Source organism: uncultured Brachyspira sp., assembly GCF_910588665.1.
GTDB lineage: Bacteria > Spirochaetota > Brachyspiria > Brachyspirales > Brachyspiraceae > Brachyspira.
Window position 1 is genome coordinate 193,659 of the sequence record NZ_CAJUPR010000003.1, and the last position, 22,745, is coordinate 216,403.

General features: G+C 29.0%; 20 protein-coding genes and 1 pseudogene. 8 read left to right on the plus strand and 13 right to left on the minus strand.

Annotated features, from left to right (window positions below; translation table 11 throughout):
* Nucleotides 1-274: 274 nt before the first annotated feature.
* The 9 genes from QZ306_RS03435 to nadE form a co-directional block, all read right to left on the minus strand.
* A complete protein-coding gene (locus tag QZ306_RS03435) occupies nt 275-1,408 on the minus strand; it encodes a chemotaxis response regulator protein-glutamate methylesterase (RefSeq protein WP_295161082.1) in 1,134 nt (377 codons plus the stop codon).
* 24 nt (nt 1,409-1,432) lie between these two features.
* A complete protein-coding gene (locus tag QZ306_RS03440) occupies nt 1,433-2,026 on the minus strand; it encodes a chemotaxis protein CheD (protein ID WP_295161085.1) in 594 nt (197 codons plus the stop codon).
* 17 nt (nt 2,027-2,043) lie between these two features.
* Nucleotides 2,044-2,895: a CheR family methyltransferase gene (locus QZ306_RS03445; protein ID WP_295161087.1), complete on the minus strand. Its 852-nt coding sequence runs from the start codon at nt 2,893-2,895 to the stop codon at nt 2,044-2,046.
* A gap of 18 nt (nt 2,896-2,913) precedes the next feature.
* Entirely contained in the window at nt 2,914-3,444 is a 531-nt protein-coding gene (locus QZ306_RS03450; protein WP_295161089.1) for a chemotaxis protein CheW, read from the minus strand.
* Between the two features lie 11 nt (nt 3,445-3,455).
* Nucleotides 3,456-5,561 carry a chemotaxis protein CheA gene (locus QZ306_RS03455; RefSeq protein WP_295161091.1) on the minus strand — a complete coding sequence of 702 codons (2,106 nt, stop codon included), beginning with the start codon at nt 5,559-5,561 and terminating at the stop codon, nt 3,456-3,458.
* A 57-nt stretch (nt 5,562-5,618) separates the two neighbouring features.
* The gene (locus QZ306_RS03460) at nt 5,619-5,987 is read right to left on the minus strand and encodes a response regulator (RefSeq protein WP_008725288.1); all 369 of its coding nucleotides are present in this window, start codon (nt 5,985-5,987) and stop codon (nt 5,619-5,621) included.
* A gap of 19 nt (nt 5,988-6,006) precedes the next feature.
* Nucleotides 6,007-6,270: an anti-anti-sigma factor gene (locus tag QZ306_RS03465; protein WP_295161102.1), complete on the minus strand. Its 264-nt coding sequence runs from the start codon at nt 6,268-6,270 to the stop codon at nt 6,007-6,009.
* Nucleotides 6,271-6,292: 22 nt separating this feature from the next.
* Nucleotides 6,293-8,224 (minus strand): chemotaxis protein, encoded by a 1,932-nt coding sequence (locus QZ306_RS03470; protein ID WP_295161104.1) that lies wholly within the window; start codon nt 8,222-8,224, stop codon nt 6,293-6,295.
* A gap of 128 nt (nt 8,225-8,352) precedes the next feature.
* Nucleotides 8,353-10,245 (minus strand): NAD(+) synthase, encoded by a 1,893-nt coding sequence (gene nadE / locus QZ306_RS03475; RefSeq protein ID WP_295161107.1) that lies wholly within the window; start codon nt 10,243-10,245, stop codon nt 8,353-8,355.
* Nucleotides 10,246-10,548: 303 nt separating this feature from the next.
* Here nadE and QZ306_RS03480 point away from each other — a divergent pair, with 303 nt between their 5' ends.
* From QZ306_RS03480 to QZ306_RS03495, 4 genes and pseudogenes are all read left to right on the plus strand, one after another.
* The gene (locus tag QZ306_RS03480; RefSeq protein WP_295161110.1) at nt 10,549-11,136 is read left to right on the plus strand and encodes a pyridoxamine 5'-phosphate oxidase family protein; all 588 of its coding nucleotides are present in this window, start codon (nt 10,549-10,551) and stop codon (nt 11,134-11,136) included.
* A gap of 107 nt (nt 11,137-11,243) precedes the next feature.
* Nucleotides 11,244-12,230, plus strand: a complete 987-nt coding sequence (locus QZ306_RS03485; RefSeq protein WP_295161113.1) for a tetratricopeptide repeat protein — start codon at nt 11,244-11,246, stop codon at nt 12,228-12,230.
* A gap of 24 nt (nt 12,231-12,254) precedes the next feature.
* Nucleotides 12,255-12,890 (plus strand): Crp/Fnr family transcriptional regulator, encoded by a 636-nt coding sequence (locus QZ306_RS03490; protein ID WP_295161115.1) that lies wholly within the window; start codon nt 12,255-12,257, stop codon nt 12,888-12,890.
* Between the two features lie 73 nt (nt 12,891-12,963).
* Nucleotides 12,964-13,190: pseudogene (locus QZ306_RS03495) on the plus strand (ankyrin repeat domain-containing protein); the annotation flags it as partial.
* Nucleotides 13,191-13,435: 245 nt separating this feature from the next.
* Here the strand turns inward: QZ306_RS03495 and QZ306_RS03500 are convergent.
* Nucleotides 13,436-14,713 (minus strand): oligosaccharide flippase family protein, encoded by a 1,278-nt coding sequence (locus tag QZ306_RS03500; RefSeq protein ID WP_295161116.1) that lies wholly within the window; start codon nt 14,711-14,713, stop codon nt 13,436-13,438.
* A gap of 21 nt (nt 14,714-14,734) precedes the next feature.
* A complete protein-coding gene (locus QZ306_RS03505; RefSeq protein ID WP_295161118.1) occupies nt 14,735-16,363 on the minus strand; it encodes a GldG family protein in 1,629 nt (542 codons plus the stop codon).
* Between the two features lie 487 nt (nt 16,364-16,850).
* Between QZ306_RS03505 and dxr the strand changes: the two genes are divergently transcribed.
* From dxr to QZ306_RS03525, 4 genes are all read left to right on the plus strand, one after another.
* The gene (gene dxr / locus QZ306_RS03510) at nt 16,851-18,002 is read left to right on the plus strand and encodes a 1-deoxy-D-xylulose-5-phosphate reductoisomerase (protein WP_295161120.1); all 1,152 of its coding nucleotides are present in this window, start codon (nt 16,851-16,853) and stop codon (nt 18,000-18,002) included.
* A 19-nt stretch (nt 18,003-18,021) separates the two neighbouring features.
* Nucleotides 18,022-18,471 carry a DUF6194 family protein gene (locus QZ306_RS03515; RefSeq protein WP_295161122.1) on the plus strand — a complete coding sequence of 150 codons (450 nt, stop codon included), beginning with the start codon at nt 18,022-18,024 and terminating at the stop codon, nt 18,469-18,471.
* An 82-nt stretch (nt 18,472-18,553) separates the two neighbouring features.
* Nucleotides 18,554-20,293 carry a proline--tRNA ligase gene (locus QZ306_RS03520; RefSeq protein ID WP_295161125.1) on the plus strand — a complete coding sequence of 580 codons (1,740 nt, stop codon included), beginning with the start codon at nt 18,554-18,556 and terminating at the stop codon, nt 20,291-20,293.
* A gap of 16 nt (nt 20,294-20,309) precedes the next feature.
* On the plus strand, nt 20,310-20,783 hold the full coding sequence (locus QZ306_RS03525) for a GNAT family N-acetyltransferase (protein WP_295161128.1): 474 nt from the start codon (nt 20,310-20,312) through the stop codon (nt 20,781-20,783).
* Here the strand turns inward: QZ306_RS03525 and QZ306_RS03530 are convergent.
* Together QZ306_RS03530 and QZ306_RS03535 are read right to left on the minus strand one after the other, a co-directional pair.
* Entirely contained in the window at nt 20,767-21,837 is a 1,071-nt protein-coding gene (locus tag QZ306_RS03530) for an LptF/LptG family permease (protein ID WP_295161131.1), read from the minus strand. The genes QZ306_RS03525 and QZ306_RS03530 overlap by 17 nt on opposite strands.
* Nucleotides 21,837-22,718, minus strand: a complete 882-nt coding sequence (locus tag QZ306_RS03535; protein ID WP_295161134.1) for a DUF2225 domain-containing protein — start codon at nt 22,716-22,718, stop codon at nt 21,837-21,839. Before QZ306_RS03535 ends, QZ306_RS03530 begins: the two co-directional genes overlap by 1 nt.
* Nucleotides 22,719-22,745 lie beyond the last annotated feature (27 nt).

Below are 22,745 nucleotides of genomic sequence, written 5' to 3' on the forward strand. Positions count from 1 at the left end.
ACTTTCCTAGAAAAATTATATAATAAGTTTGAATTAATTCAATATTGATTGTCGGAAGCTAAAAAATCAGCTATTTTATATTAAACTTATTTTTTAATTTTAGAGTTAAAAAACTAAAAATATTTGTCAGAATAATTTTATTAAATTAATAAAGCTTTCTTTAATATATAAAATAATAAAATATTTATGCAATAAGACTTTTTAGATTTTATAAAAACGGGTAAACGCATTTGCCGTCTGCCCGTTTTGTATATTAAAATAAGTATATATATTTTTATGCTTTTTTCAAAGCGGCTGCAAGAATCCTATCCAAAGGCAAAACTTCATCAACAGCCCCTCTTGCAATAGCCTCTCTAGGCATTCCGAAAACGGTACAGGTTTCTTCATTTTGAGCTATATTATAAGAGCCCGCATCTTTCATCTCTTTCATTCCGTTTGCCCCGTCATCGCCCATACCAGTAAGTATTATACCTATAGCTTTATTTTTTGCATAAACGGCTCCACTTCTGAAAAGAACATCTACAGAAGGCTTATGTCTAGTAACAGGTTCTCCGTCTCTTACCTCTATAAAATATTTACCGCCTCTTACTTTTATCATTGTATGTTTAGCGCCTCTTGCAAGCACAGCCTGACCTCTTCCGATACTCATGCCGTCTTCAGATTCAAATACATCTATTTTTAAGATGCTATTTAGTCTTTTAGCGAATGAAGTTGTAAAATGTTCGGGCATATGCTGAGCTATTACTATAGGAGGAGCTGAAGGCGTAACATTTTTAAGACATTCTATTAAAGCCTCTGTTCCGCCTGTAGATGATCCTATAAGTATAATTTTATCCATAGGGGTTTCTCTTGAAGGTGTGAGAGGAAGAATAATATCTGCTGAATTTTTTTGATGAACTTTAAATCCTGCTGTTTTAGGGGCTTCCAAACTAATAGGTGTTTTTTCAGGAGCAGCTGCAGAATCTGCAGGCATAGAAACGCCATGTTTTTTATAGAATTTAGCTCTGTTAGCATAAGCATTTTTTATTTTTTCCACTAAATCGGTAGCCAATTCCTCAACACCGTCTCTTACATTAGCAGAAGGTTTTATTACATAATCAAAAGCTCCTATATTTAGGGCATCTAAAGCCAGCTCTCTATGTTTATCTAATAGAGAACTGAACATTATTACAGGAATAGGGTTGTTAAGCATTAATTTTTTAAGATAAGTGATGCCGTCCATTTCAGGCATTTCAATATCTAAAGTAATAATATCAGGTTTAAGATTTTTAACCTTATTTTCAGCCAAAATTGGATTTGTAGCTGTTCCCACCATTTCCAAAGCAGGATCCGAATTAACAATTTTAGTAAGTAATTGTCTAATTAATGCGCTATCATCAATAGCTAATACTTTAATTTTTGTAGCCATAAAAAATCCTTAATTATTAATATATTAAAATAATGTGATGTCTGATTTCTCTTCAAGTTTATGCTGAATATTTTTAGAGTATTTAATTTCTTGTTCAGCAGAGAATTCTTTTGTCTTACCTTCAAGCTTTTTCATCAAAACTCTGTTTTCAGTATTGAAAAAGAATACTTTTCTAGGCCATGAACCGCCGATATCTTCGCTTATAATAGGTATTTTTTCATCAGCTAAAAATTTCTTAGCAAATTGTATATTTTTATCAGGAACCCTAAGAATATTACTAGTCATACCTGATAATACATGTCCGCCTCCGAATATTTTAGCTGTAAGATTTTCTTTTTTGCCGCCTAATTTGATTATTTCATTTATAAGTACTTCCATAGCAAAAGATCCGTATCTGGTATTATTATAATCATCTTCAGGGTTTTCCCATTCCCTCATTTCAGGTAGCATAAAATGATTCATACCTCCGAATTTTAAATTATTTTCAAATAAACAAACCGATATACAACTTCCTAAAACAGTTTTTATTACAGCGGGTTCTTTCGATGCATAATAACCACCTATATATATAGTAATTCTTTTAAAATTGCTGTTAGCCGCCGCTGGAAAGTCAATCATTGTTATTACTCCACTAATTAAATCTTTTTATAAATATTGCTGGCAACATATTTAAATTTATCAGACACTCCAAATAATGTTTCCGAATGCCCTATAAATACTAAACTGTCTTCTTTTAAATATCTATAAAATTTATTAAATAATTCCTTTTGGAACTCCTTATCAAAATAAATAATAACATTCCTGCAAAATATAAGGTCAAATTGAGTATGAATATCAAAATCTTCATCTTTAAAATTTAACTGCCTAAAATAAAGATTTTTTTTCAAAATATCTTTTACTCTGTATAGTCCCTCTTTATCTCCTGCTCCTCTAAGAAAATACTTTCTAAGTATATTATCTTCTATAGGATCAACAGTTTCTTTTTTATATATGCCTATACGTGCCTGAGATAGAACATTAGTATCTATATCGCTTGCCAAAACTTTTATATCATATTTGTCATATCTGCTTCCGAAATATTCATGCAAAGTCATTTGAATAGTGTAGGGCTCTTCGCCTGTGGAACAAGCCGCCGACCATATTCTAAGATTTTTAACTTTTCCAGATTTATAATTTTTCTCCCATTCTGGCAAAAAAGCAGTTTTCATATATTCAAAATGCTTATTCTCTCTAAAGAAATCGGTTTTATTAGTAGTAACTGCATTTACAAAATTGGTAAGTTCTTCATCTCTAGCAGTTTTTACGAAATCTATATACTCCCTAAAAGAATTCATATGTAAAGCTCTAAGTCTTTTACTAATTCTAGAAGTTACTAATGCTCTTTTATGATTTGACATCTGTATTCTTGTTTTATCATATATAATTTTTACAAGTTCTGCAAATTCAGAATCGCTTAGAGCCATCATATGCTCATTTAATTCTTCCATAATTACCTCAATGATATTTTATACTGTTTGACTGGAACTATCATTAGATTTTATTATTTCTTCAATAGGAAGAACCATAATAATTTTATTCTCTAGTCTAATAACATTAGAAATCTGAAGTCCTCTCATATTATCAATAGGTGTTTCCGTCATTTGACTTTCATAAACCGTAATAACATCGCTTACCATATCTGCCAATATGCCGAATTTTCTATTTGTAGTTGCTATTACAATAATAACATCATCTTCAATAGAATGATCATCTCTTCTGGCTAATCCGAATCTTATTCTTATATCAACAATATGGAGAATGTTGCCTCTTAAATTCATTAAGCCTCTCATATATTTAGGACTTCCAGGTACTGGGGTAATATTAGTAACTCCTACTATACCATCAATACTTAAAACATCAAGTGCATATTCTTCATTATCAATTTTAAATACTAAAAATTGCTGACTGGGTTCTGTTGAAAGATTCTCCTCATTATCTAAAGAAGCACCTCCGACCTGAGGTATACTGGCAGCATTTATTTTTTGATTATCTAACATATTACAATCCTTTATTTTACGCCGTTATTTATTTTACCTTGTAAAGACATATTAACAAGTCCTTGTATATCTATAATAAGAGCTATTTTTCCATCTCCTAGTATAGTACCTCCCGCTATTCCTGCATGCTTGCTGAAAGCAGAATCTAAAGATTTAATAACTACCTGCTGCTGATCTAAAAGTTCATCAACAAATATAGCGCATTTTCTATAACCCGCTTCTACAACAACTACTATGCCGTCTTCTATATTTTCAACTTGAGTATCTATTTCAAAAACTTTATGAAGTCTAATCAAAGGAAGATATTCATCTCTGATTTTTATCATCTCTCCTTTTCCTTCAAAAGGCTTTACTTGATCATTTTTTACTTTTATCTGCTCTATAATAGAAATTAAAGGCATAATATATATTTGCTTACCCAAAGCAAAAGTAATACCTTCGATAATTGCTAATGTAAGAGGAAGTTTAATAATGAAAGTGCTTCCCTGTCCCTCAGTGGATTTAATTTCTATTTTGCCTTTCATTTTTTCTACATTAGCTCTCACAACATCCATACCAACACCTCTTCCTGATATATCCGTTATCTTTTCGGCTGTAGAAAGACCAGGACTAAATATTGTTCTGTATATTTCTATATCCGAATATTTACCGTCTTTAGAAAGAAGACCCTTTTCAACAGCCTTATTAAATATTCTTTCCTTATTTAATCCATTGCCGTCATCGGATACTTCTATAATAACATGACCTTCCTGATGAGCGGCAGACATTATGATAGTTCCGAATTCAGGCTTGCCTCTTGCGATTCTTTCTTCTTTAGTTTTTTCTATGCCATGATCCATAGAGTTTCTTATAATATGCTTAAGAGGATCCGATAACTGCTCAAGCATATTTTTATCTATTTCTGTTGTTTCTCCTTTTAATACTAATTTTACTTCTTTATTTAATTCTAAATTTAAATCTCTTACATATCTATGGAACTGGGTAAATATAGGTCCTATAGGCATCATTCTAATATTCATAACTTCTTCTTGTATTTGCCTAGAAGTTCTATCCATTGAGCTTACCGCCTCTTTCAATCCGTTATCTATATCTAAACTTTGAGTAAGCTGCATTATTCTGGATTGAGCTATAACAAGCTCTCCGATTAAATTCATTAAGCTATCCAGTTTTCTAGTATCAACTCTAACAGTGGAAGGTGCCTGTACTTTTGCTGCGGTCTTAGGAGCGGCGGCGGGTGGTTTATTAGCAGTAGCAGAAGTTTTTTCTTCAGGTTTTAATTCTTCTTTAACTTTTTTTTCTGCAGACTGATTATTAACTTGTTCATCATCATCTTTTATATCCGACTTCATATTTATGATATTAATATCATTATCATCTATTACAAATAAGAAAATGTTCTGTACCTGTTCTTCCTGAGCATTTGTTTCAAAATTCAGAGAAAACTGAGTGTAGCATACATAAGGATCTTCAAGATTTAAAATCGTAGGCAGGCTATGACATTCTATTTTTAAATTACTTATAGTACCTATAGCTTTAAGATCATTTAAAAACATAAGAGGGTCTATACCATTATCAAAAATTGTAGCTTTAAAACCCATCTCAATATGAAAAGAATTCTCACCTACTGAAGCGGCGGCTTCTTCTTGTTTTTCTTCTTCATCCTTTTTAGGTTCTTCTTTTTTAATTTCTGGTGCAGTTTTTTGAACTTGTGCAGCAGGTATTTCATTGCCGTCGGCTATAGCCTTTATTTTAGCTTTAAGCGAATCTATATTATCAACTCCTTCTGTTTCGCTTTTTCCATCAACTATATTTTGCAGCATTAACTTAACGGTATCTAAAAACTCAAGCAGCACAGTTATCATTTGCGGAGTTACATCCAGTTTTCCGCCTCTTACCTTTTCTAATAAGTTTTCGGCAACATGGTTTAATTCACTCATTATTGTAAAGCCTACAGTACCTGCCGAAGATTTAAGAGTATGAGCACTCCTAAATATTTTATTCAAAAGATCTTCATCGCTCTTATTATCTTCTAAAAGAACAAGATCGTTTTCAAGACCTTCTACAATTTCATTAGCCTCACTTAAAAATATCGAAATAAATTCATCACTATCAAACATATTGCACCTCTGCCTTTAATAAAATACTTATTATATAAATAATAAGATGGTTAGAAATCAGTTTAAAAAACGCTTTACCACGTCTAAAAGCTGAGTTGGGTTAAACGGCTTTACCAACCATCCGCTGGCTCCTGCAGCTTTACCCTCCATTTTTTTCTCATCCTGAGATTCTGTTGTAAGCATAAGAATAGGGGTATATTTATGCTGATCTACCTTTCTTACATGCTTAATGAATTCTATACCGTCCATTTTAGGCATGTTAAGATCGGTTATTATCATATCAACATTAGGAGTTTTTCCTAGAACCTCTAAACCTGTAGTGCCGTCATCTGCGGACACTACGGTATAGCTTCCTTTTTTTAAGGTATATTCAACAGACGCTCTAGCTGTATTTGAATCATCTACAATTAGTATTGTTTTAGCCATACATGTAACCTCTTATTCATTAATTATTTTTATCATTAATTATTTGTAAATAGTCTAGAAATAACTTATCCATACCCTCTACTATAAGTTTTTTTTGATTTTTAGCAAGTTCTTTTTTCATAGAATATAATATTTGAAGACCTGCCAAATCCACATGGGCATCTCCGTCGCAATTAAACTTCACAGTTATATCGTCATTATAATCAGCACCTTTTATGACATTCTTAAAATATTTACTCATAGTCCTTATATTAAGATTATCATTTATTTCTATAACCGACATAAATACATACCTCCATTTTTTATTAAAACATAGTAAAATCGCCGCTGTCAGCTCCTACATCTATATCTATATCGACATTCGGCGCATCTTCTCCAGATAAAATACTATTGGCAATAGCTCTTTCTTTTTTTATTGTATAAGAGTTAACTATATCTAAATATTTATCACTTTCTATTTTCCAATTATCTATGCCAAGCAAATGATAATATTCATTTTTCTTATCTCTTATAACATTTCTCATACTATTAAAAATCTCTATTATCTCATTAATCTTGGTAAGCAAAGTAGTTAATGAACTTAAATCCATTAAAGTTTTATCTATAAGATTGAATAATTCATCAGCATAACTGTCCAATCTTTTAATATTATTATTAATAATATATTTAGACTCATCTAAACGCCTGCTTACGCTATCCGTCATAGATTCTATAAAACTATGCTCACTTGACTGCTGATTTATATTAGATTTAAATTTATTAATGGAACTGAATATAGCAGATTTAATATTATGAAACTGTTCTAAGCAGGTATCCACAGTATCCGTTATATTTGTGGCTATAGATTCAACGCTTTCTATAGAAAAAGTCTGTGAATTATTAAATATATTGCTGTTTTTTTCCAATTCTATTTTAGCCAGAAAATTAATTGAATTAAATGTCTTTGCAATATTTTTAGTTTCTAAGAACATACTTTCAAGCTCTTCTATTGAATCTATTATAGCTATATTGCTGTCAGATATTCTGTATTTATTTGTTAAAAACAATTTAAAGTTTTCCAAATAAAGCTTTATAAATCCCATATACTCATTGAATAATGACTCGCATACTGTAAAAGGAAATTCAGATTTTCCAGTTTCTCCTCCTATCATATATTCAACTATTACAGTTCTGTCTGAAGTGATATCATTCAAAGAATCTTTTAATCCCTTTAGGCTTTTATATATGTCGGAATTAAGGGAACTTATTTCTTCATATATAGATTTGAAGTTTTCTATAATCAGCGTAAGAACAATATCATCAAAGGTAAGCAAATCCAAAAGCTTATGCTCTAAAGTACGGTTTTCTTCTTTTTCTAAATCATCTGCATCCATAATCTCAGCTTGTTTTCCGTAATAATCAATGAAATTCCTATTTTCATAAACTATAGAATTTATAGACTCTATAATATGCTCTGTCTGCTGTCTTACAATATCTTCGCGGGGAAGAATCATCATTACTTCAAATATAAAATCATAAGTATTATCAACCCTTGATATTATATCTGATATTATATTAGAAAATACTGAAAAAGAATTAACCATATTATTATGCTCTTTATCAAGCTGTTCTTTCATAATAGTAAAATTCTGTCTTTGAAGTTCATTAGTTTTAAGTATTTCGGTTTTAAATGATTCAAATCTTATAAAGAGTTCCTTTCCGATTCTATTCATTTGATCTGCCTGTTCATTTGATGTTTCAGACATTTTTATTATATTTTTTGATATCTCGCCGAAAGCTTTTCCGCCTGCTCCGTATTTTGAAGATATTATAATAGCATTAAGAGAATAAACTTTAATTTGGTCAGCCAGCATTCTTATTTGTTCTATAGAGTCCATTATATTGCTTGTTCTGCCTACATCTTCAACTAAAGAATCCGACAATTCATTATCCTGAGATATAAAACTCTGCATTCTGTCAAATGATCTGAAAAAATCTTCCTGATTCTCCTCAAGATCATTTGAGAAATTTTTTTCTCCATTTTCCTTATTGGTAAAGTATGATAAAAGACTATTGGCTTTTTCGTTTTCGTTTTTCATTTCCTGTTCTATAATAGGAAATTTTTCGCCTATAAAACTATATACTCTTCCAACTTCTTCTAAAAAAGAGGATATATCTTTTATGGTTGTTTCCAGTATTGCAGAATAATCAAGAATATCCTGCCTAATGCCGTTGTCTATAATATTAGCTGCCGCCACTTTGTATGACTTCCTAGAACTCATAAATTTTATAAATTACATTTTAAATATAACATTTATTAACGATTTTTGCAAGTAAAATATTTAATTATACAATGAAAAACCAATTTATATTTATAATATATATTTTAATCTGTATTTAAAATTTTATTTTTTAAATATAGATATTCGGCAGTATAATATACTCTGTTCTGAGATTCCCTGTTTCCAAATCCGAAACTTCTTCCGCTTACAGCGAGTATCGGAGGAGCCTGTATTCTTTTTGCTATGCCGATGCCCATATATTGTTTCCACCATTTTTCCAAATCATCTATAAACTCAGAGCCGTTTTTAAAATATTTGCTTAATACACCTTTTTTGCATCCTATCCTTTCCTCCAATTTTCCTTCTATATAGAGATTTAGAATATCCTCTAATATCATTCTATTAAAAGATTCTGTTAAAAACTTAAATAAATAATCATGATAATCATATTTTATAGGATCTCCTTTTCCTTCATCTACCGCCTGTTCCGAAGAAAGTTCAGCACTCGGTATAATATTTATAGTTCCTTCAGGTATTATCTTTTTGCCGAAAACTTTTTCATTAACATATTTTGATAATTCATATATTTGATGTTTCCATAAATCTGCCAAACATGCAAAAAAACCAGCCCCATCTCCGTACATAGTTGAATATCCTGCCATAGTTTCCGTTTTATTTGCATTGCAGGTAAATACTCCTCCGAAACAAGCCGCTACCGCAGATAATATTCTGGAAGATCTGTCTCTCGCCTGTATATTTTCTATAATAAAAGAAGATGTTTTAAAATGATTTTCTACGCCTTCTTTTATAATAGGGGAGTTTTCTAACTGCATTACAGTATAATCCACAGATTCCTGTATGGGTATTATCATATAAGCGCATTTCAAATTGTCAGACAATGTTTTTGCAAGATTTTTGGTAGTGTCTGAATTAAACTTACTAGGCATATTAACAAGCAATACATTATCCTTTCCAATAGCATTTACATACATTGCAGATGATAAAGCGGAATCAATACCTCCTGATACTCCTATTACAACTTTATTAATGCCTATAGATTTTAAAAATTTCCTTATACCGTAAATAACTGTATCATATATAAGTTTATATTCGTCTTCTTCTTTTAATTCTGGTATTTTCGGAAAAATCTTATTTTTAATATCAATATCAATAAAATATAAACTCTCTTCATACCTGTTTCCTATCAATAATAAATTACCTTTATTATCATAAACAGAGCTCACGCCGTCAAATGTATAAACAGTTTTCCCGTTATTCTGTATTCCTATATTATTAATATATACAAGCGGAGTATTATGTTTTTTAGCGGTTTCTTCATATATTTTTAAGTATTTAGTTTTTTTATCCAAAGTATAAGGAGAACTTGATATATTTATAAATAAATCCGTATCTTTATTTGAATTTATAATATCTATAGGAGAAAATGAATAGTTATGGCTGCAAATATCTTCGCATATAGTTAATCCCAATTTTATATTTACCCCGCCGCACTCTATTTCCAAAGGCTTTAAATAATCTTTTATATCTGCATTATTTTCAAATGCTAAATCTTTCAAACTAAAAAAGTGTCTTGCCTCTTCAAATTCTTCATAGTTTGGTAATAATGATTTTATTATAAAAGGATATTCGGTTGTATTATTATGTATTAATTTACCGTCTTTAGCAATAAACATGGCATTGTATTTTCTTATTCTTCCATCAAAATTCTTTTTATTTTTATCGGAAGCAATATTTCCGAATATTACATATATTCCGTCGGAAGATTTTATTATTTCTTCTCCAAGCTCTTCGCATTCTTTTATAAAGCCCGTACTTTCCCACATATCCCCAATCATATATCCTGATATGCATAATTCAGGAAATATTACAATATCCGCATTTTCTTTTTTTGCCCTGCTTATGAAACTAATAATCCTTACAGCATTATCGCAAGGCATAGAGGGTACTATTTCCAATTGAGAAAGTGCTATCTTCATAAATAAACCTCCAATATTTGCTATTATAAAATATAATAATATTAATAAAGAAAAAATACAATAAACCGTATATTAATTATAATAAAATAATTTATTATTTTTTATTGTTGCTAATAAAAATTGCTTTATTATTGCTATAAATACTCATTATTATTTTATTTCTTTAATCATGTTATTTTTTATCTGTATAAAAAATAACAATTAAATCAAATAATTAAATATAATACAAAAAATAAGTAATAATAAAAAATAAAAGCATAGCATAAATAATAATATTAATAATATAAAAGAGAGTCATATAAAATGAGAAGAAAAGATTTCATATTTGAAGACAGAGAAGAGATTGACAGAATATTAAACTCTATAGAATTTGCGGTTATAGCATTACCAGATATTATACCTTATGCCGTTCCTATAAGTTTCTGTTCAAAGAATAATGAAATATATATGCATGGAGCTATGTCCGGAAGAAAATATGAAATTTTAAAAAATAATCCAGAAGTTTCATTTACAGCATCAAAATTATATTCATATATACCATCAACATTTATGAATAATAATATGATTCCCACTCAATTTTTCTTTTCAATATTTGCTTACGGAAAATTTGAAAAGATAATAGATGTTGAAAAAAGAAGAGAAATATTATATGAATTGGTAAAAAAATATGAACCTGATAATAAAAACTTATCAATAGATAGTAAAATGTTTAACTATTCTCAGAATAACATGTTAACAGGAGTTATAAAAATATATAATATTACGGCAAAGGCTAAATTCGGGCAAAATATGACGGATAATGAAATTAAAATGATAATTGATGATTTAAAAATAAGAGGTGAAAAAACAGATATGGATACAATAGATATGATAAATAAAGTCAGAAAATGATAAAAATAACTTGAAAAAAGTATTATAAGTGATAGAATAAAAACAAAATGATCTTTTAATTTATTCTATGAAACTTTAGAATAATAAAATTAATTGAGGAAAAATTAATGCAGACAAGAGTATATAAAGCAGGTTCTATAGTATATTTCACAGGCGATACTTCAGACAGAGTTTATATTTTAAAGCAGGGTCAGGCTCAAAGTATATTTTTATCAGAGGAAACAGGTTATGAAACCAGAGAACTTATAAATATGGGTGAATTTTTTGGAGTAAAAAGCATACTAGGTACTTATCCTCAAGAAGATACTGTTCAATGCTTAACTGATTGTGTTGTTATTATTATTACATATGAAGAGTTTGAAAGCTTAATAGAAAAAAATAAACCAATTATAATAAAGATGTTAAAAGTATTTTCAAATCAGCTTAGAAGAATCAATAAAAGAGTAAGAGAGCTTGTTGACAATGATATCGGCGAAGACGGTCAGGATCCTCTGGAAGGTTTGTACGGCATAGGAGAGTTTTATTTTAAAAATAAAAAATACAGAAACGCACTTTATGCTTATAAAAGGTATATGCAGTATGCCGATGAAGATTCTGCATTTTACAACACGGCAAATGGAAAAATAGAAGAATGTAAAGAGGAATTAGATATTACAGATGACAGTGATATAGCCCCTCCCATATCAAATACTCCTGCTTCAAGCCTGAAGACTCAGAATCAGACAAAAATAGCTGATCCTGAATATAATAAAGCATTGGATCTATATAATAATAATGATTATGTTAATTCTCTGAAAACATTTAATAGTTTAATTAAAAATACAGATTCTGCAGTTGCTGAAAACTCCATATTTTATATGGGAAAATGTTATTATAATTTAAATAGATACGATAATGCTTCAACAGTATTGTTATCTGCAATAAAAAAATATCCTAAATCTTCAAATGTTAAAGAAGCCATTCTTTATTTGGCAAAAAACTGTGAAGCTAGCGGGGATAAAACTAAGGCAAAGGCTTATTATCAAAAGGTTATTTCAATGCCTCCTATGGATAATTTTTCAAAAGAGGCTAATGCAAATATTTCAAAATTATGATTTTAATTAAAAGGAATAGAGTATATGGATAATAATTTAGCTTCTCATACTAAAAAATATAATACCGATGATATCATATTTTTGGAATATGAAAAAGGAGATAAATTTTATATGGTTCAAAGCGGTTCAGTAAAAATTACTAAGGTTATTAAAGATGTTGAAAAATTATTAGACATAATTTATCCCGGAGAGTTTTTCGGAGAAATGGCTATATTGGAAGATACAGCAAGAAGCGCTTCTGCAATAGCAAATGAGGATACGGTATTGCTTGAACTGAGAAAAGAAAACTTTCAATCCATATTAGCTAATAATACGGTTATGGCATTAAAGCTATCTAAAACTTTTGCTAAAAGAATATTCGATTCCAAAAGAAGACTTTTAATACTGCAATTAAATGAAACCGATTTGAGAGTATATGACTGTCTTTTATTATTAGCAGAACTCCAGAATATACCAAGAGATCATTACTATGAACCTCAGGAATTAAATGCCACTATTAATGATATTGCAAACTGGTGCGGTATTAAATCGGCTGATGTTCAGAAAGTTTTAAATACTTTAGTAAAAACGGGTAAAATCGATATAAGAACAAATACAATATATGTGAAAAACTTAAAAGAAATTCAAAGACAAATTGATTTAAAGAGAAAGAAATCATGATTTTTTATTAATAATAAAATTACTTAAAAACTGATAACAATAAATTGCCATCAAAATTAAAAAAGAGGTTTATATGAAAAAAATTGTATTAATGGCTGATTGTATACTTTATTTAGTTTTAATGTTTTATACCCAGAAAAATCTGAAAATAAAATGCAATTCATATTATATATAATATCTGGTAATAGTGAAGAAGTTTTAAATTATATAAATGATAAAAAAGTTAATATAAGTGCCAAAGTAGAAGATGGTATGACACCATTAATGTTTTCTATTATTTATAAGCAAAAGGTATTAAATAATAATTTATTATTGTTGCTATGCTTTTATTTTTTATTATTACCTATTTTTTGTATTATATTTAATTATTTGATTTAATTGTTATTTTTTATACAGATAAAAAATAACATGATTAAAGAAATAAAATAATAATGATTATTTATAGAAATAATAAATATCAAAAAAGCGAGCAGCGAACCTATAACAACTTTAGTTGTTATAGTCTGTCAGTGAGCTGCGGATAGCAATAATAAAGAATAATAATTTTATACTTTTTCATTAATTTTTAATATCATTCTATGTATTAATATAATTAAAATATTATATATAAGTAATGCTGTAAAAAATATTTTCATTATAAGCATAAAATTTTCAAAAGTTCTCTCTCCGTTTCTTAATGAAAAGTAAACATAAGCAAATATAATTAAGTACCCATAGAATGGACGCCATAATTTATATGCAAGTCCGTAATTAAATATAAGCGATGTAAAAGCCAGAGAAAAACCAAAAATAACAGCCTCTGGAATTAATGGTATAATTGACTCATATCTTATTGTAAACTGTATTAATACTATTTGTTTTGCAAATACTATTAAAAATACTGATAAGCAAAGAGAAGCAAATATTAATAATAAAATAGAATAATAAACTGTCTTTTTTTCTTTGTTTTTATTATTATCTTTTTTAGCTATCAATATATATGAAAACATTACAGAAGCTATGGGAGTGCCTATATAGAAAAACATTTTTATTATTAAAGATATTGTAGAGTAATATCCTGCACTTATTTTATCAAGATATCTGTTAGCCATAAGTACATCGCTTAATGTTATCCAATTAAATATAAAATTAATAATAACAATATTAATCATATATGCAAAAAATACGGATAATTTTTTATATGAAAAATATATTTTTATATTTTTTAAAGATGCATAATAGGGGATATTAAGTTTTTTTAATTCTATTAAATTTATTATAAGATATAATACGCAGAATAATGTCACTGTAATAATTGATTTTTCTAAAGTAAGACCTGTTATTATGAAATAGGCTAATAAAACTATTTTTGATATAAATATTGCTGCTAAACTTGCGGTATAATCATAAGCTATATAATTATTAATTTTTAATACAGACTGAGAAACTATTCCTAAAATAGTTGCAAATATTCCTATTCCTATTATAAAAAGAGAAATATAGCTCTTTATATTAAAAATAATATCAATAATCGGTATAGATAATATATAAATAAAAAATACTGCAAACGCAATAATATATCCGTAAACCCAATAAGTCTTTGCATCCTCATTATCTTTATAATGATGCATTATATAATAACTGAAGCTTGATACTGTTAAAACTATGATGGAATATATATTTATGATGCAGTTATAATATGCAAAATCCGATATTGATAAACTTCTGTTTACATATATTGAAGATACATAATTTAATATGCTTGCGGCGGCATTTATAAAAACCAATACAGCATAATTAACATAGTATGAATATTTTTTATATAATGTTTTTACAGCTTTCATACTATACTGACTTTATAATATTTATCTTCTTCTTAAGAATAATATTAATATACCAAATATGCCGAATAAGCAAGGCAGACCTATCTGAGCCACATATCTTATAAAATTAGTCTGCGTAGTGGTGAGAGTAAGATTTTTTATATTTGCTTCTTTAGGCCTTATAGTAATTTTCTGTCTTGCTTCCAAAAGATAAGCTACCGTATTCATAAATAAATCTTTATTTCCAGCAAAAGCTATATCTACAGACTGACCCTGCTCAGGATTTATATACGCATTCAGAGCAAAGGTAGCATCGCCGAATACTATAATTCTCGCAGGATCTTTTCTGCCTTCTACTTTATAAGTACCGCTTATAGCTAAAGGCACAGGACCTGCAATATCAGTTCTGGGATTAAATCTCGCCCTTGACAAGTCAAATGTAGCCTCTTCTTTTCCATATCCCTGAGGCGTAGTTGTTATAATATTTTCAAAAACGCCGTTATATTTATTTTCTCCGCTTAATAGGCTTCTTGCAACAACTAAGCATGCAAATACATTTCCTTCTTTAAGAGTCTGAGTTATAGGATGAGATGTATATTTAGGAACTATATTAACAGGTATTACAACGCTTGAAGAAGGATCTATTATATAGTCATTTTTAGTTTTAAATCCCCAATCGGATAGAAAAACTCCTAAATTACTGTTAAACTTACCTCTGTCCATAAAACTGTCATAAAGTACAAAAAGCTTTCCTCCCGTTTTCACATAATTATTTAATTTTTCCATTTCAAAATCGCTGAATGATTCAATAGGAGATGCTATAATTATTAATGAAGCGTCTGTCGGTATATTTTCAAGTATGATATTTAATTCCTTTACTTTATAATTCTCATTCTCCAAATAAGTTTTAACATAAGAAAGACCTTCTCCGCCTCTGTCCTGTATCTGTCTTTCTCCATGACCTACAGTAAAATATATTACAAAAGATTCATTATCCAGCAATGTATATATTGCCTGAGTAAATTTTTCCTCTCCTACAAACAGAGGATCTGAAGTTACTTTAGACTGAGCCGTTAAATCTTTTCTGTATACTCTTACCTGTTTTCCATGACCATAAGTAAATACTATTTCTCCAACCTGTGTCATCTGATATTTGCTTTTGGCAGAAGGTTTTTCTATAGGATTAATATATTCAACATTTATATACTTATTTATCCGTTTATACTGCTCTAATAATAAATCGGCTCTCCAATCTGCAGAAGTAGGATCCGTGCTTAAAGATCTTAATACCACTATAGATAAAGGATTGTCTATTCTTGATAAAACATCCATAGTCTGCTGAGAAACTGTATATGATTTATTTTGAGTTAAATCAAATCTTATAGGAAAGTTTATGCTTATGATATAAAGCCCCACAAGTATTGCAAATATTATAACTAAAGAGAGTATTCCAAAGAAAGCCTTATGCACAAATCTCATTTTAAAAAGAGATATAATATTTTTTCTATCCACTATTACAGTTATAATAGTTATAACAGAGGAAACAGCAAGAACTATCCAAAAAATTAATGTAGGCGTCTGAGTAACCGCATAAAAGAATATCCAAGCAAAAAATAATAATACCCATGAAGCTATAGCAGCTATTTTTAAATTAAATTTCTTATTTGACATTTAGCAATAATCCATTTATTATAAATTTTTAAAATTAATTTAAATAAGCATTATATATAATTAATAATAAATTTCAATAGTTATGTTTAATTATACTTATTCTCAAAGATTATCGGTTACTTTTATAAAGTACATAAGAAATAATTTTTTTGTAATTATGATGTCATAATCTTTATTATTGCTATGCTTTTATTTCTATTTTATTATTCCATATTTCCATTAATGTTTTTATTGTTTGATTTCTTTCTCCTGTTCTTTTTTATCTGTATAAAAAAACGAATAAATCAGATAATAATTTATAACACTAGCAATACAGAATAATAAAAAATATTTTAAAGATAGAAAAAATAAGAGCATTAAATAATTTTGGTAAAGAAATAAAATAATAATAAAATAATTTTTATAATTTAATCTTAATAATATTTAAAAATAATAATTTTAGTATATAATAAGCAGTATTGAATATAATTTTAGGAAACGGCTGTATATGAAAAAAAGAATTCTTTTGTTGGGAGCTACAGGCTCTATCGGTACAAATACATGTTCGGTTGTAAGAGAGTTTAATGATGATTTTGAAATAGCAGGAATGTCTGCAAACAGCAAAATAGATGTATTAAGAACTTTATGCTTGGAGTTTAAACCGAAAACTGTTAATATATCAGATAAAAATGCAGAAAATATTTTTAAAGATTACGACTGTGCAAAAAATATAGATATTTATGAAGGAAGTATTGCCGATTTTGTAAAGCATACCGATTTTGATATATTAGTAAATGCACTTACAGGATATGCAGGATTTTTACCCACAATAGAGGCTGTAAAAAAAGGAAAAACCATTGCATTAGCCAATAAAGAAACTTTAGTTGTAGGAGGCGATATAATAAATCAATTATTAAAAGAGTATAATGCAGGCTTAATTCCAATAGACAGCGAACATTCGGCAATATTTCAAATGTTAAGGCATTTTCCTAAAAATTCATTATCAAAGGTTATAATAACAGCTTCAGGAGGACCATTCTTTAGAACCCCAAAAGAAGAGTTAAAAAATGTTGCAGTTGAAACGGCATTAAAGCACCCAACTTGGGCTATGGGAAGCAAAATCACTATAGACAGCGCCACTATGATGAATAAAGGTTTTGAAGTTATAGAAGCGCATCATTTATTTAATTTGGATTATGATAATATAGAAACTATAATTCACCCTCAAAGCTTAATACATTCTATGATTGAAATGAATGACGGAGAGATTTATGCGCAGATTGGTAAAAATGATATGCGGCTCCCTATACAGCATGCCCTCACATATCCTGAAATTAAAAATACTCCTTTTGAAAAATTAAAATTATATGAGCATTCAGAAATAAACTTTTATAAAATGGACTTTGATAAATTTATTATGCTCAGGCTGGCTTATGAATGCGGAAAAAAAGGCGGACTTTATCCCTGTGTTTTAAATGCGGCTAATGAAATATGCGTATACTCATTTTTAGAAAAGAAAATAGGATTTACCGATATATTTGATATTGTATCTGAAGTATGCAATAGAAAAATTAAAGATCCATTAACTATAGATAATATTATTAATACGGATAGACAGATAAGAGAAGAGACATTAAATAAAATAAACAATAGATTTTAAATATATAAGGATTATTGCGGTGAATATAGATGAAATTATCAGCTATTGCTTGAAAACTTTAAAAGATACTGTTTTAATAAAAAGCTTCGGAGAAAAATCATTATTTTATAATCCAAATAATAAACTTAAAAGAGGAATATATATTTTAACTATTAAGGATAATGACGGAGATAATGATAAATCTTCTCAATTAAACAGAGACGGAATATTCAGAGTTAATATAGGAATTAAAAAAAATACTTTTATAAGCTTATTCGGAGGAGTTCCTAAAAGACCTTTAAAAGGATATACTGTAAACATGCCGTATGATTTCACAGCCTTAAATAAAATTATGCCTCATCCGATATACGCTTGGATGTGCTGGATATGTGTATTAAATCCCTCAGATGAAATATTTGAAAAATTAAAACACTTAATTAATGAATCTTATGAATATGCTAAAGAAAAATTCAATAAAAAGAAGTTCTAAAAACTTAAATTATTATAGTTGATAATTTTAATTTTATAATATACCATTAATGCAGATTTAAAATAATTTTAAGGGAAATATTATGCGTTTATCAAAACTCTTTATGCCTACATTAAAAGAAGCTCCAAGCGATGCTTTAATAGCTTCCAATAAGTTAATGTTAAGAGCAGCACTTGCAAGAAAAATATCAAACGGACTTTATTCATATCTGCCTTTAGGCGTCAGAGTATTGAATAAAATATCAGATATTATACGAGAGGAAATGAACGCTATAGGCTCTAATGAATGCATAATGCCCATACTCATTTCAAAAGAACTGCTTACTCCTTCAGGAAGATGGGAAAGATTTAAAAAAGAACTGTTCAGATTAAAAGACAGAAATTATTCCGATATGGCTATAGGACCTACTCATGAAGAAGCATTTACCATAACAGCTCAAAATGAAATACAATCTTATAAAGATCTGCCTTTAACTTTATATCAGATACATACAAAATTCAGAGATGAAATACGCCCTAGGTTCGGTGTTATACGCTCAAGAGAATTTATAATGAAAGATGCATATTCATTTCATATTAACGAAGAAAGTCTTAATAAAACCTATAATGATATGAGTGCGGCTTATACTAAAATATTTAAAAGAATGGGGCTTGATACGGTTAGCGTAAAAGCCGACAGCGGCGCTATGGGAGGAGAAGGAAGCGAAGAGTTTATGGTATTAAGCGAAGTAGGGGAGGAGACTATAATTTTCTGTTCAAAATGCGGATACAGGGCTAATGTTGAAAAAGCCAATGTAAAAGAAGATGAAGAATGCAAATCCTATACGGATAAGCCTTTGGAAGAGATAAGCACTCCTAATATAAAAACTATAAATGACTTGGAAAGATTCTTTAATACTTCTTCAGAAAATTTCATTAAAAGCATAATTTATAAAACGGAAGATAATGAGATTATACTAACCGCTATAAGAGGAGATTTGGAAATTAATGAAATTAAACTTTCTAATGCATTAGGAGGGCTTGGTATAGAGCTTGCAGATGAGGATACTATAAAAGAAGCAACAGGGGCGAAAATAGGTTTTGCATCTCCTATAGGATTAAAAAAGAAAATAAGAATATTTGCCGACTACTCAATTAAATCGGTAGGAGATGCAATAGTTGGAGGCAATAAAGATGATACTCATATAAAAAATGTTAATATAAAAAGAGATTTTAATATTGATGTATGGGGAGATTTCAGAACAGCTAAAGAGGGAGATAAATGTCCTCAGTGTGCAGAAACATTGTGTCAGAAAAGAGGATTGGAATTGGGACATATATTTAAGCTTGGAAATAAATATACAGATGCTTTTAATTTCAAAGTATTAGATGAAAATAATAAAGAGAAAACTCCTATAATGGGCTGCTATGGCATAGGCGTTAATAGGGCTTTGGCTTCAGTTATTGAACAAAATTATGATGATAAAGGAATAATATTCCCTATAAGCATAGCTCCATATGAAGCTATAGTTATTGCAGTTGATAAAGAGGGAGAAGAATCTTTCCAAACGGCAGAAAATATATATAATGCCCTTAATAATATTAAAGTTGAAACTATGTTTGATGACAGAAAAGAAAGACTGGGGGTAAAGTTAAACGACTGCGATTTGATAGGTATTCCTATGAGAATAATTGTAGGCAGAAAATCTCTTCAAAAAGGAGTTGTTGAGTTTAAGCTCAGAAGCTCAGCAGAAAGCATTGAAATAAAATATGATGAAATAGTTGAATATGTAAAAAATAAAAAGCAGGAATTATTCAATGAAATAAACTCTGAATTATTATAGATACTTTTTTATATTTATGGAGAGTATAGAAATTATAAATAATGCCTGCGATTATATAATTAATTCTATTTTTTTTATAGCATCAAAAAGCGAATATGTAAATATACCGAAAGATAATATAAAGTATTATATAGAAGATAAATATCATAATACGATTATTATAAAAGATAATAATGAAATAAAAGGATTTTTAATATATTTTTTAATTTATGATGAGATAGATATAATATTTATAGCATCTTATCCAAATAATAACGGATACGGACAGAAATTATTATCATATTTGTTTAATGAAGCTGAAAATAAAAATGCAGGCTGTATAAAATTAGATTTGCATGAAAACAATATAAAAGCTGAAAACTTTTATTTGAAAAACGGATTTAAAAAAATAGCTTTAAGAAAAAAATATTATAATAATATATTTGATGCAGTTATTATGGAAAAAAAATTTATAATTAATAGTTATTATATTTCTAATGTAATTTCTTAAACGATAATATGCAGAGTATTGCAAATATAATATTGGGCATCCAAGCGGCTATAATCGGATTCATATTTCCTGCTTCTCCCATAGATCTGAATATCATAAGTACGGAATAGTACATTAAAGCGACTATTATAACCATTACTAAACTTACAACTAATACGCTTTGAGTTGAAAACTTTGAGAATAAAGAAGCCAATAAAACTATGATAAAACCTGAAAAGCAGTATGATATTCTGTAATGCAGATCCGTTTCTAATCTTGATGTGTTCATATTAACTTCTTTTTGCAGCTTTATTATATTCGCTTCTTCAGTAAGAGTCATAGAATCTAAAAGAGGTCTTCCGTAAAAATGTTCGGGACGCTCCAAAACATCTAACGGATAATGTTTTATTTCCTTTACATTTATTTCCTTATTATCGCTGAATGTACTTAATAATCCGCTCTCGGCATACCATTTTCTGTCATTATTATTCCATTGTATATAAGGGCTTGATATTCTGAATTTAATGCCGCCTTCTTTATCAAGTTTAAGCACTATTGTATTTGTCATATACTGTTCTTTATAAAAATATGTTTCTATGAAATATATATAATTATCTCCTCCGAAAAGCTGCCAAGGTCCGCTTTTAGAAGCTTTTTCATTTCCATGCATAGCATCGCTTGCTGCAAAAGACACTTTATTTAAAGGAGCAGCAATAAACTGCCAAAAAAATACAAGAAATAAGCATAATCCTATCACCATAATGAACATAGGCATAGAAAATCTGAATAAACTTATGCCTGAGTTTTCTATAGCCAGAATTTCCTTATTTTTTACAAAGGTACCAAGCACATAAGTGGAGGAAAACATTAAAGCCACAGGAAATATATAATAAGTATTATGCGGAGCTCTTGCCAAATGATATGTAATAAAATAACTCATAAGCTCGGGATGCTGAGTATAAAAAGACAGTCTGCTGCTTAAGTCTGCTATTGTAACTAATATTACAAAAAGCAGCAGAGAGCCGAAGAAAAAAGACATAAATTCTTTTAGTAAATATATATGCAGTTTTTTCATTAATTTATATCTAAACCGTATTCTTCATTAAGCTGATTTAATTCTTCTGTTATAGCTGTATAAAGCTCTTTAATTTTTTCAAGCAAAGCGGACGGTTTGGATTTGCTGCTCTTTCCAGAACCAAATACCTTGCTTATTTTTCTTTTAGCCTGCACTAATGTTTCAGCCTTTACTTTAGGATCTGGTATAAATTTAGATGCGTCCATTCCAAGAAGCGCCCCAATATAAAGCATTCCTTCATATCCGAAATTATTATCTATATCAGGACCGAATGATTTTAATTTTTCAAAATTTTCTTTGCCGTTTTGCATACATTCTATAGAAGCCGAATACAACTCGCTTGCTTTATACTGGAAGAAAGGTATAAGCCTGTCATAATTTTCATTAGGATAAGCATTTGCTAAATCCTCAAGTGTCCAGCTTAATCTCAGAGAAGATAAGGCTTTTTTCAATGTGGGGGCTGTATCTTTTCCATGATATCTGTATCCGTCCAAAGCTAAAAAATAACTCGCTGCCCCTTCAAATAAAGTTCTATTTTTAGTAAAATCTAAATTGCCGCCGAAAAACTCTTTTGCATATTCGCTCCTACGCTTTGAGGATTCAGCCGCCTCTTCTATTTTTCTATGATCTATTAAACTGAAATCTTCCTGAAAAGCAGCATATAAACAGTTGGGGCAAACTACCACAACATATATTAAAGGATAAACCGTACCGTATTTTTTACTTTTTTCATAAGTTCTTCTTAAATCGTCTCTTAACTTTCCTGCTATTAATCTTCCGCCTCCCGTAAGAAGCATTTCATGATAAAACTCTTCATTGCAAACGGGACAGGTTCTAGGGTTTTTTTCTATAAAAGATACTTTTGGCTGTTCATCACTCATAAAAAATCCTAATTTACAGTTATTATT

Excerpts from the sequence above, each read along its gene's own strand:
- QZ306_RS03460 (WP_008725288.1), bottom strand. The coding sequence starts at position 5,987 with ATGGCTAAAACAATACTAATTGTAGATGATTCAAATACAGCTAGAGCG.
- QZ306_RS03445 (WP_295161087.1), bottom strand. The coding sequence starts at position 2,895 with ATGGAAGAATTAAATGAGCATATGATGGCTCTAAGCGATTCTGAATTT.
- QZ306_RS03525 (WP_295161128.1), top strand. The coding sequence starts at position 20,310 with ATGGAGAGTATAGAAATTATAAATAATGCCTGCGATTATATAATTAAT.
- QZ306_RS03505 (WP_295161118.1), bottom strand. The coding sequence starts at position 16,363 with ATGTCAAATAAGAAATTTAATTTAAAAATAGCTGCTATAGCTTCATGG.
- QZ306_RS03485 (WP_295161113.1), top strand. The coding sequence starts at position 11,244 with ATGCAGACAAGAGTATATAAAGCAGGTTCTATAGTATATTTCACAGGC.
- QZ306_RS03500 (WP_295161116.1), bottom strand. The coding sequence starts at position 14,713 with ATGAAAGCTGTAAAAACATTATATAAAAAATATTCATACTATGTTAAT.
- QZ306_RS03440 (WP_295161085.1), bottom strand. The coding sequence starts at position 2,026 with ATGATTGACTTTCCAGCGGCGGCTAACAGCAATTTTAAAAGAATTACT.
- dxr (WP_295161120.1), top strand. The coding sequence starts at position 16,851 with ATGAAAAAAAGAATTCTTTTGTTGGGAGCTACAGGCTCTATCGGTACA.
- QZ306_RS03530 (WP_295161131.1), bottom strand. The coding sequence starts at position 21,837 with ATGAAAAAACTGCATATATATTTACTAAAAGAATTTATGTCTTTTTTC.
- QZ306_RS03465 (WP_295161102.1), bottom strand. The coding sequence starts at position 6,270 with ATGTCGGTTATAGAAATAAATGATAATCTTAATATAAGGACTATGAGT.
- QZ306_RS03435 (WP_295161082.1), bottom strand. The coding sequence starts at position 1,408 with ATGGCTACAAAAATTAAAGTATTAGCTATTGATGATAGCGCATTAATT.
- QZ306_RS03450 (WP_295161089.1), bottom strand. The coding sequence starts at position 3,444 with ATGTTAGATAATCAAAAAATAAATGCTGCCAGTATACCTCAGGTCGGA.
- nadE (WP_295161107.1), bottom strand. The coding sequence starts at position 10,245 with ATGAAGATAGCACTTTCTCAATTGGAAATAGTACCCTCTATGCCTTGC.
- QZ306_RS03490 (WP_295161115.1), top strand. The coding sequence starts at position 12,255 with ATGGATAATAATTTAGCTTCTCATACTAAAAAATATAATACCGATGAT.
- QZ306_RS03480 (WP_295161110.1), top strand. The coding sequence starts at position 10,549 with ATGAGAAGAAAAGATTTCATATTTGAAGACAGAGAAGAGATTGACAGA.
- QZ306_RS03455 (WP_295161091.1), bottom strand. The coding sequence starts at position 5,561 with ATGTTTGATAGTGATGAATTTATTTCGATATTTTTAAGTGAGGCTAAT.
- QZ306_RS03520 (WP_295161125.1), top strand. The coding sequence starts at position 18,554 with ATGCGTTTATCAAAACTCTTTATGCCTACATTAAAAGAAGCTCCAAGC.
- QZ306_RS03535 (WP_295161134.1), bottom strand. The coding sequence starts at position 22,718 with ATGAGTGATGAACAGCCAAAAGTATCTTTTATAGAAAAAAACCCTAGA.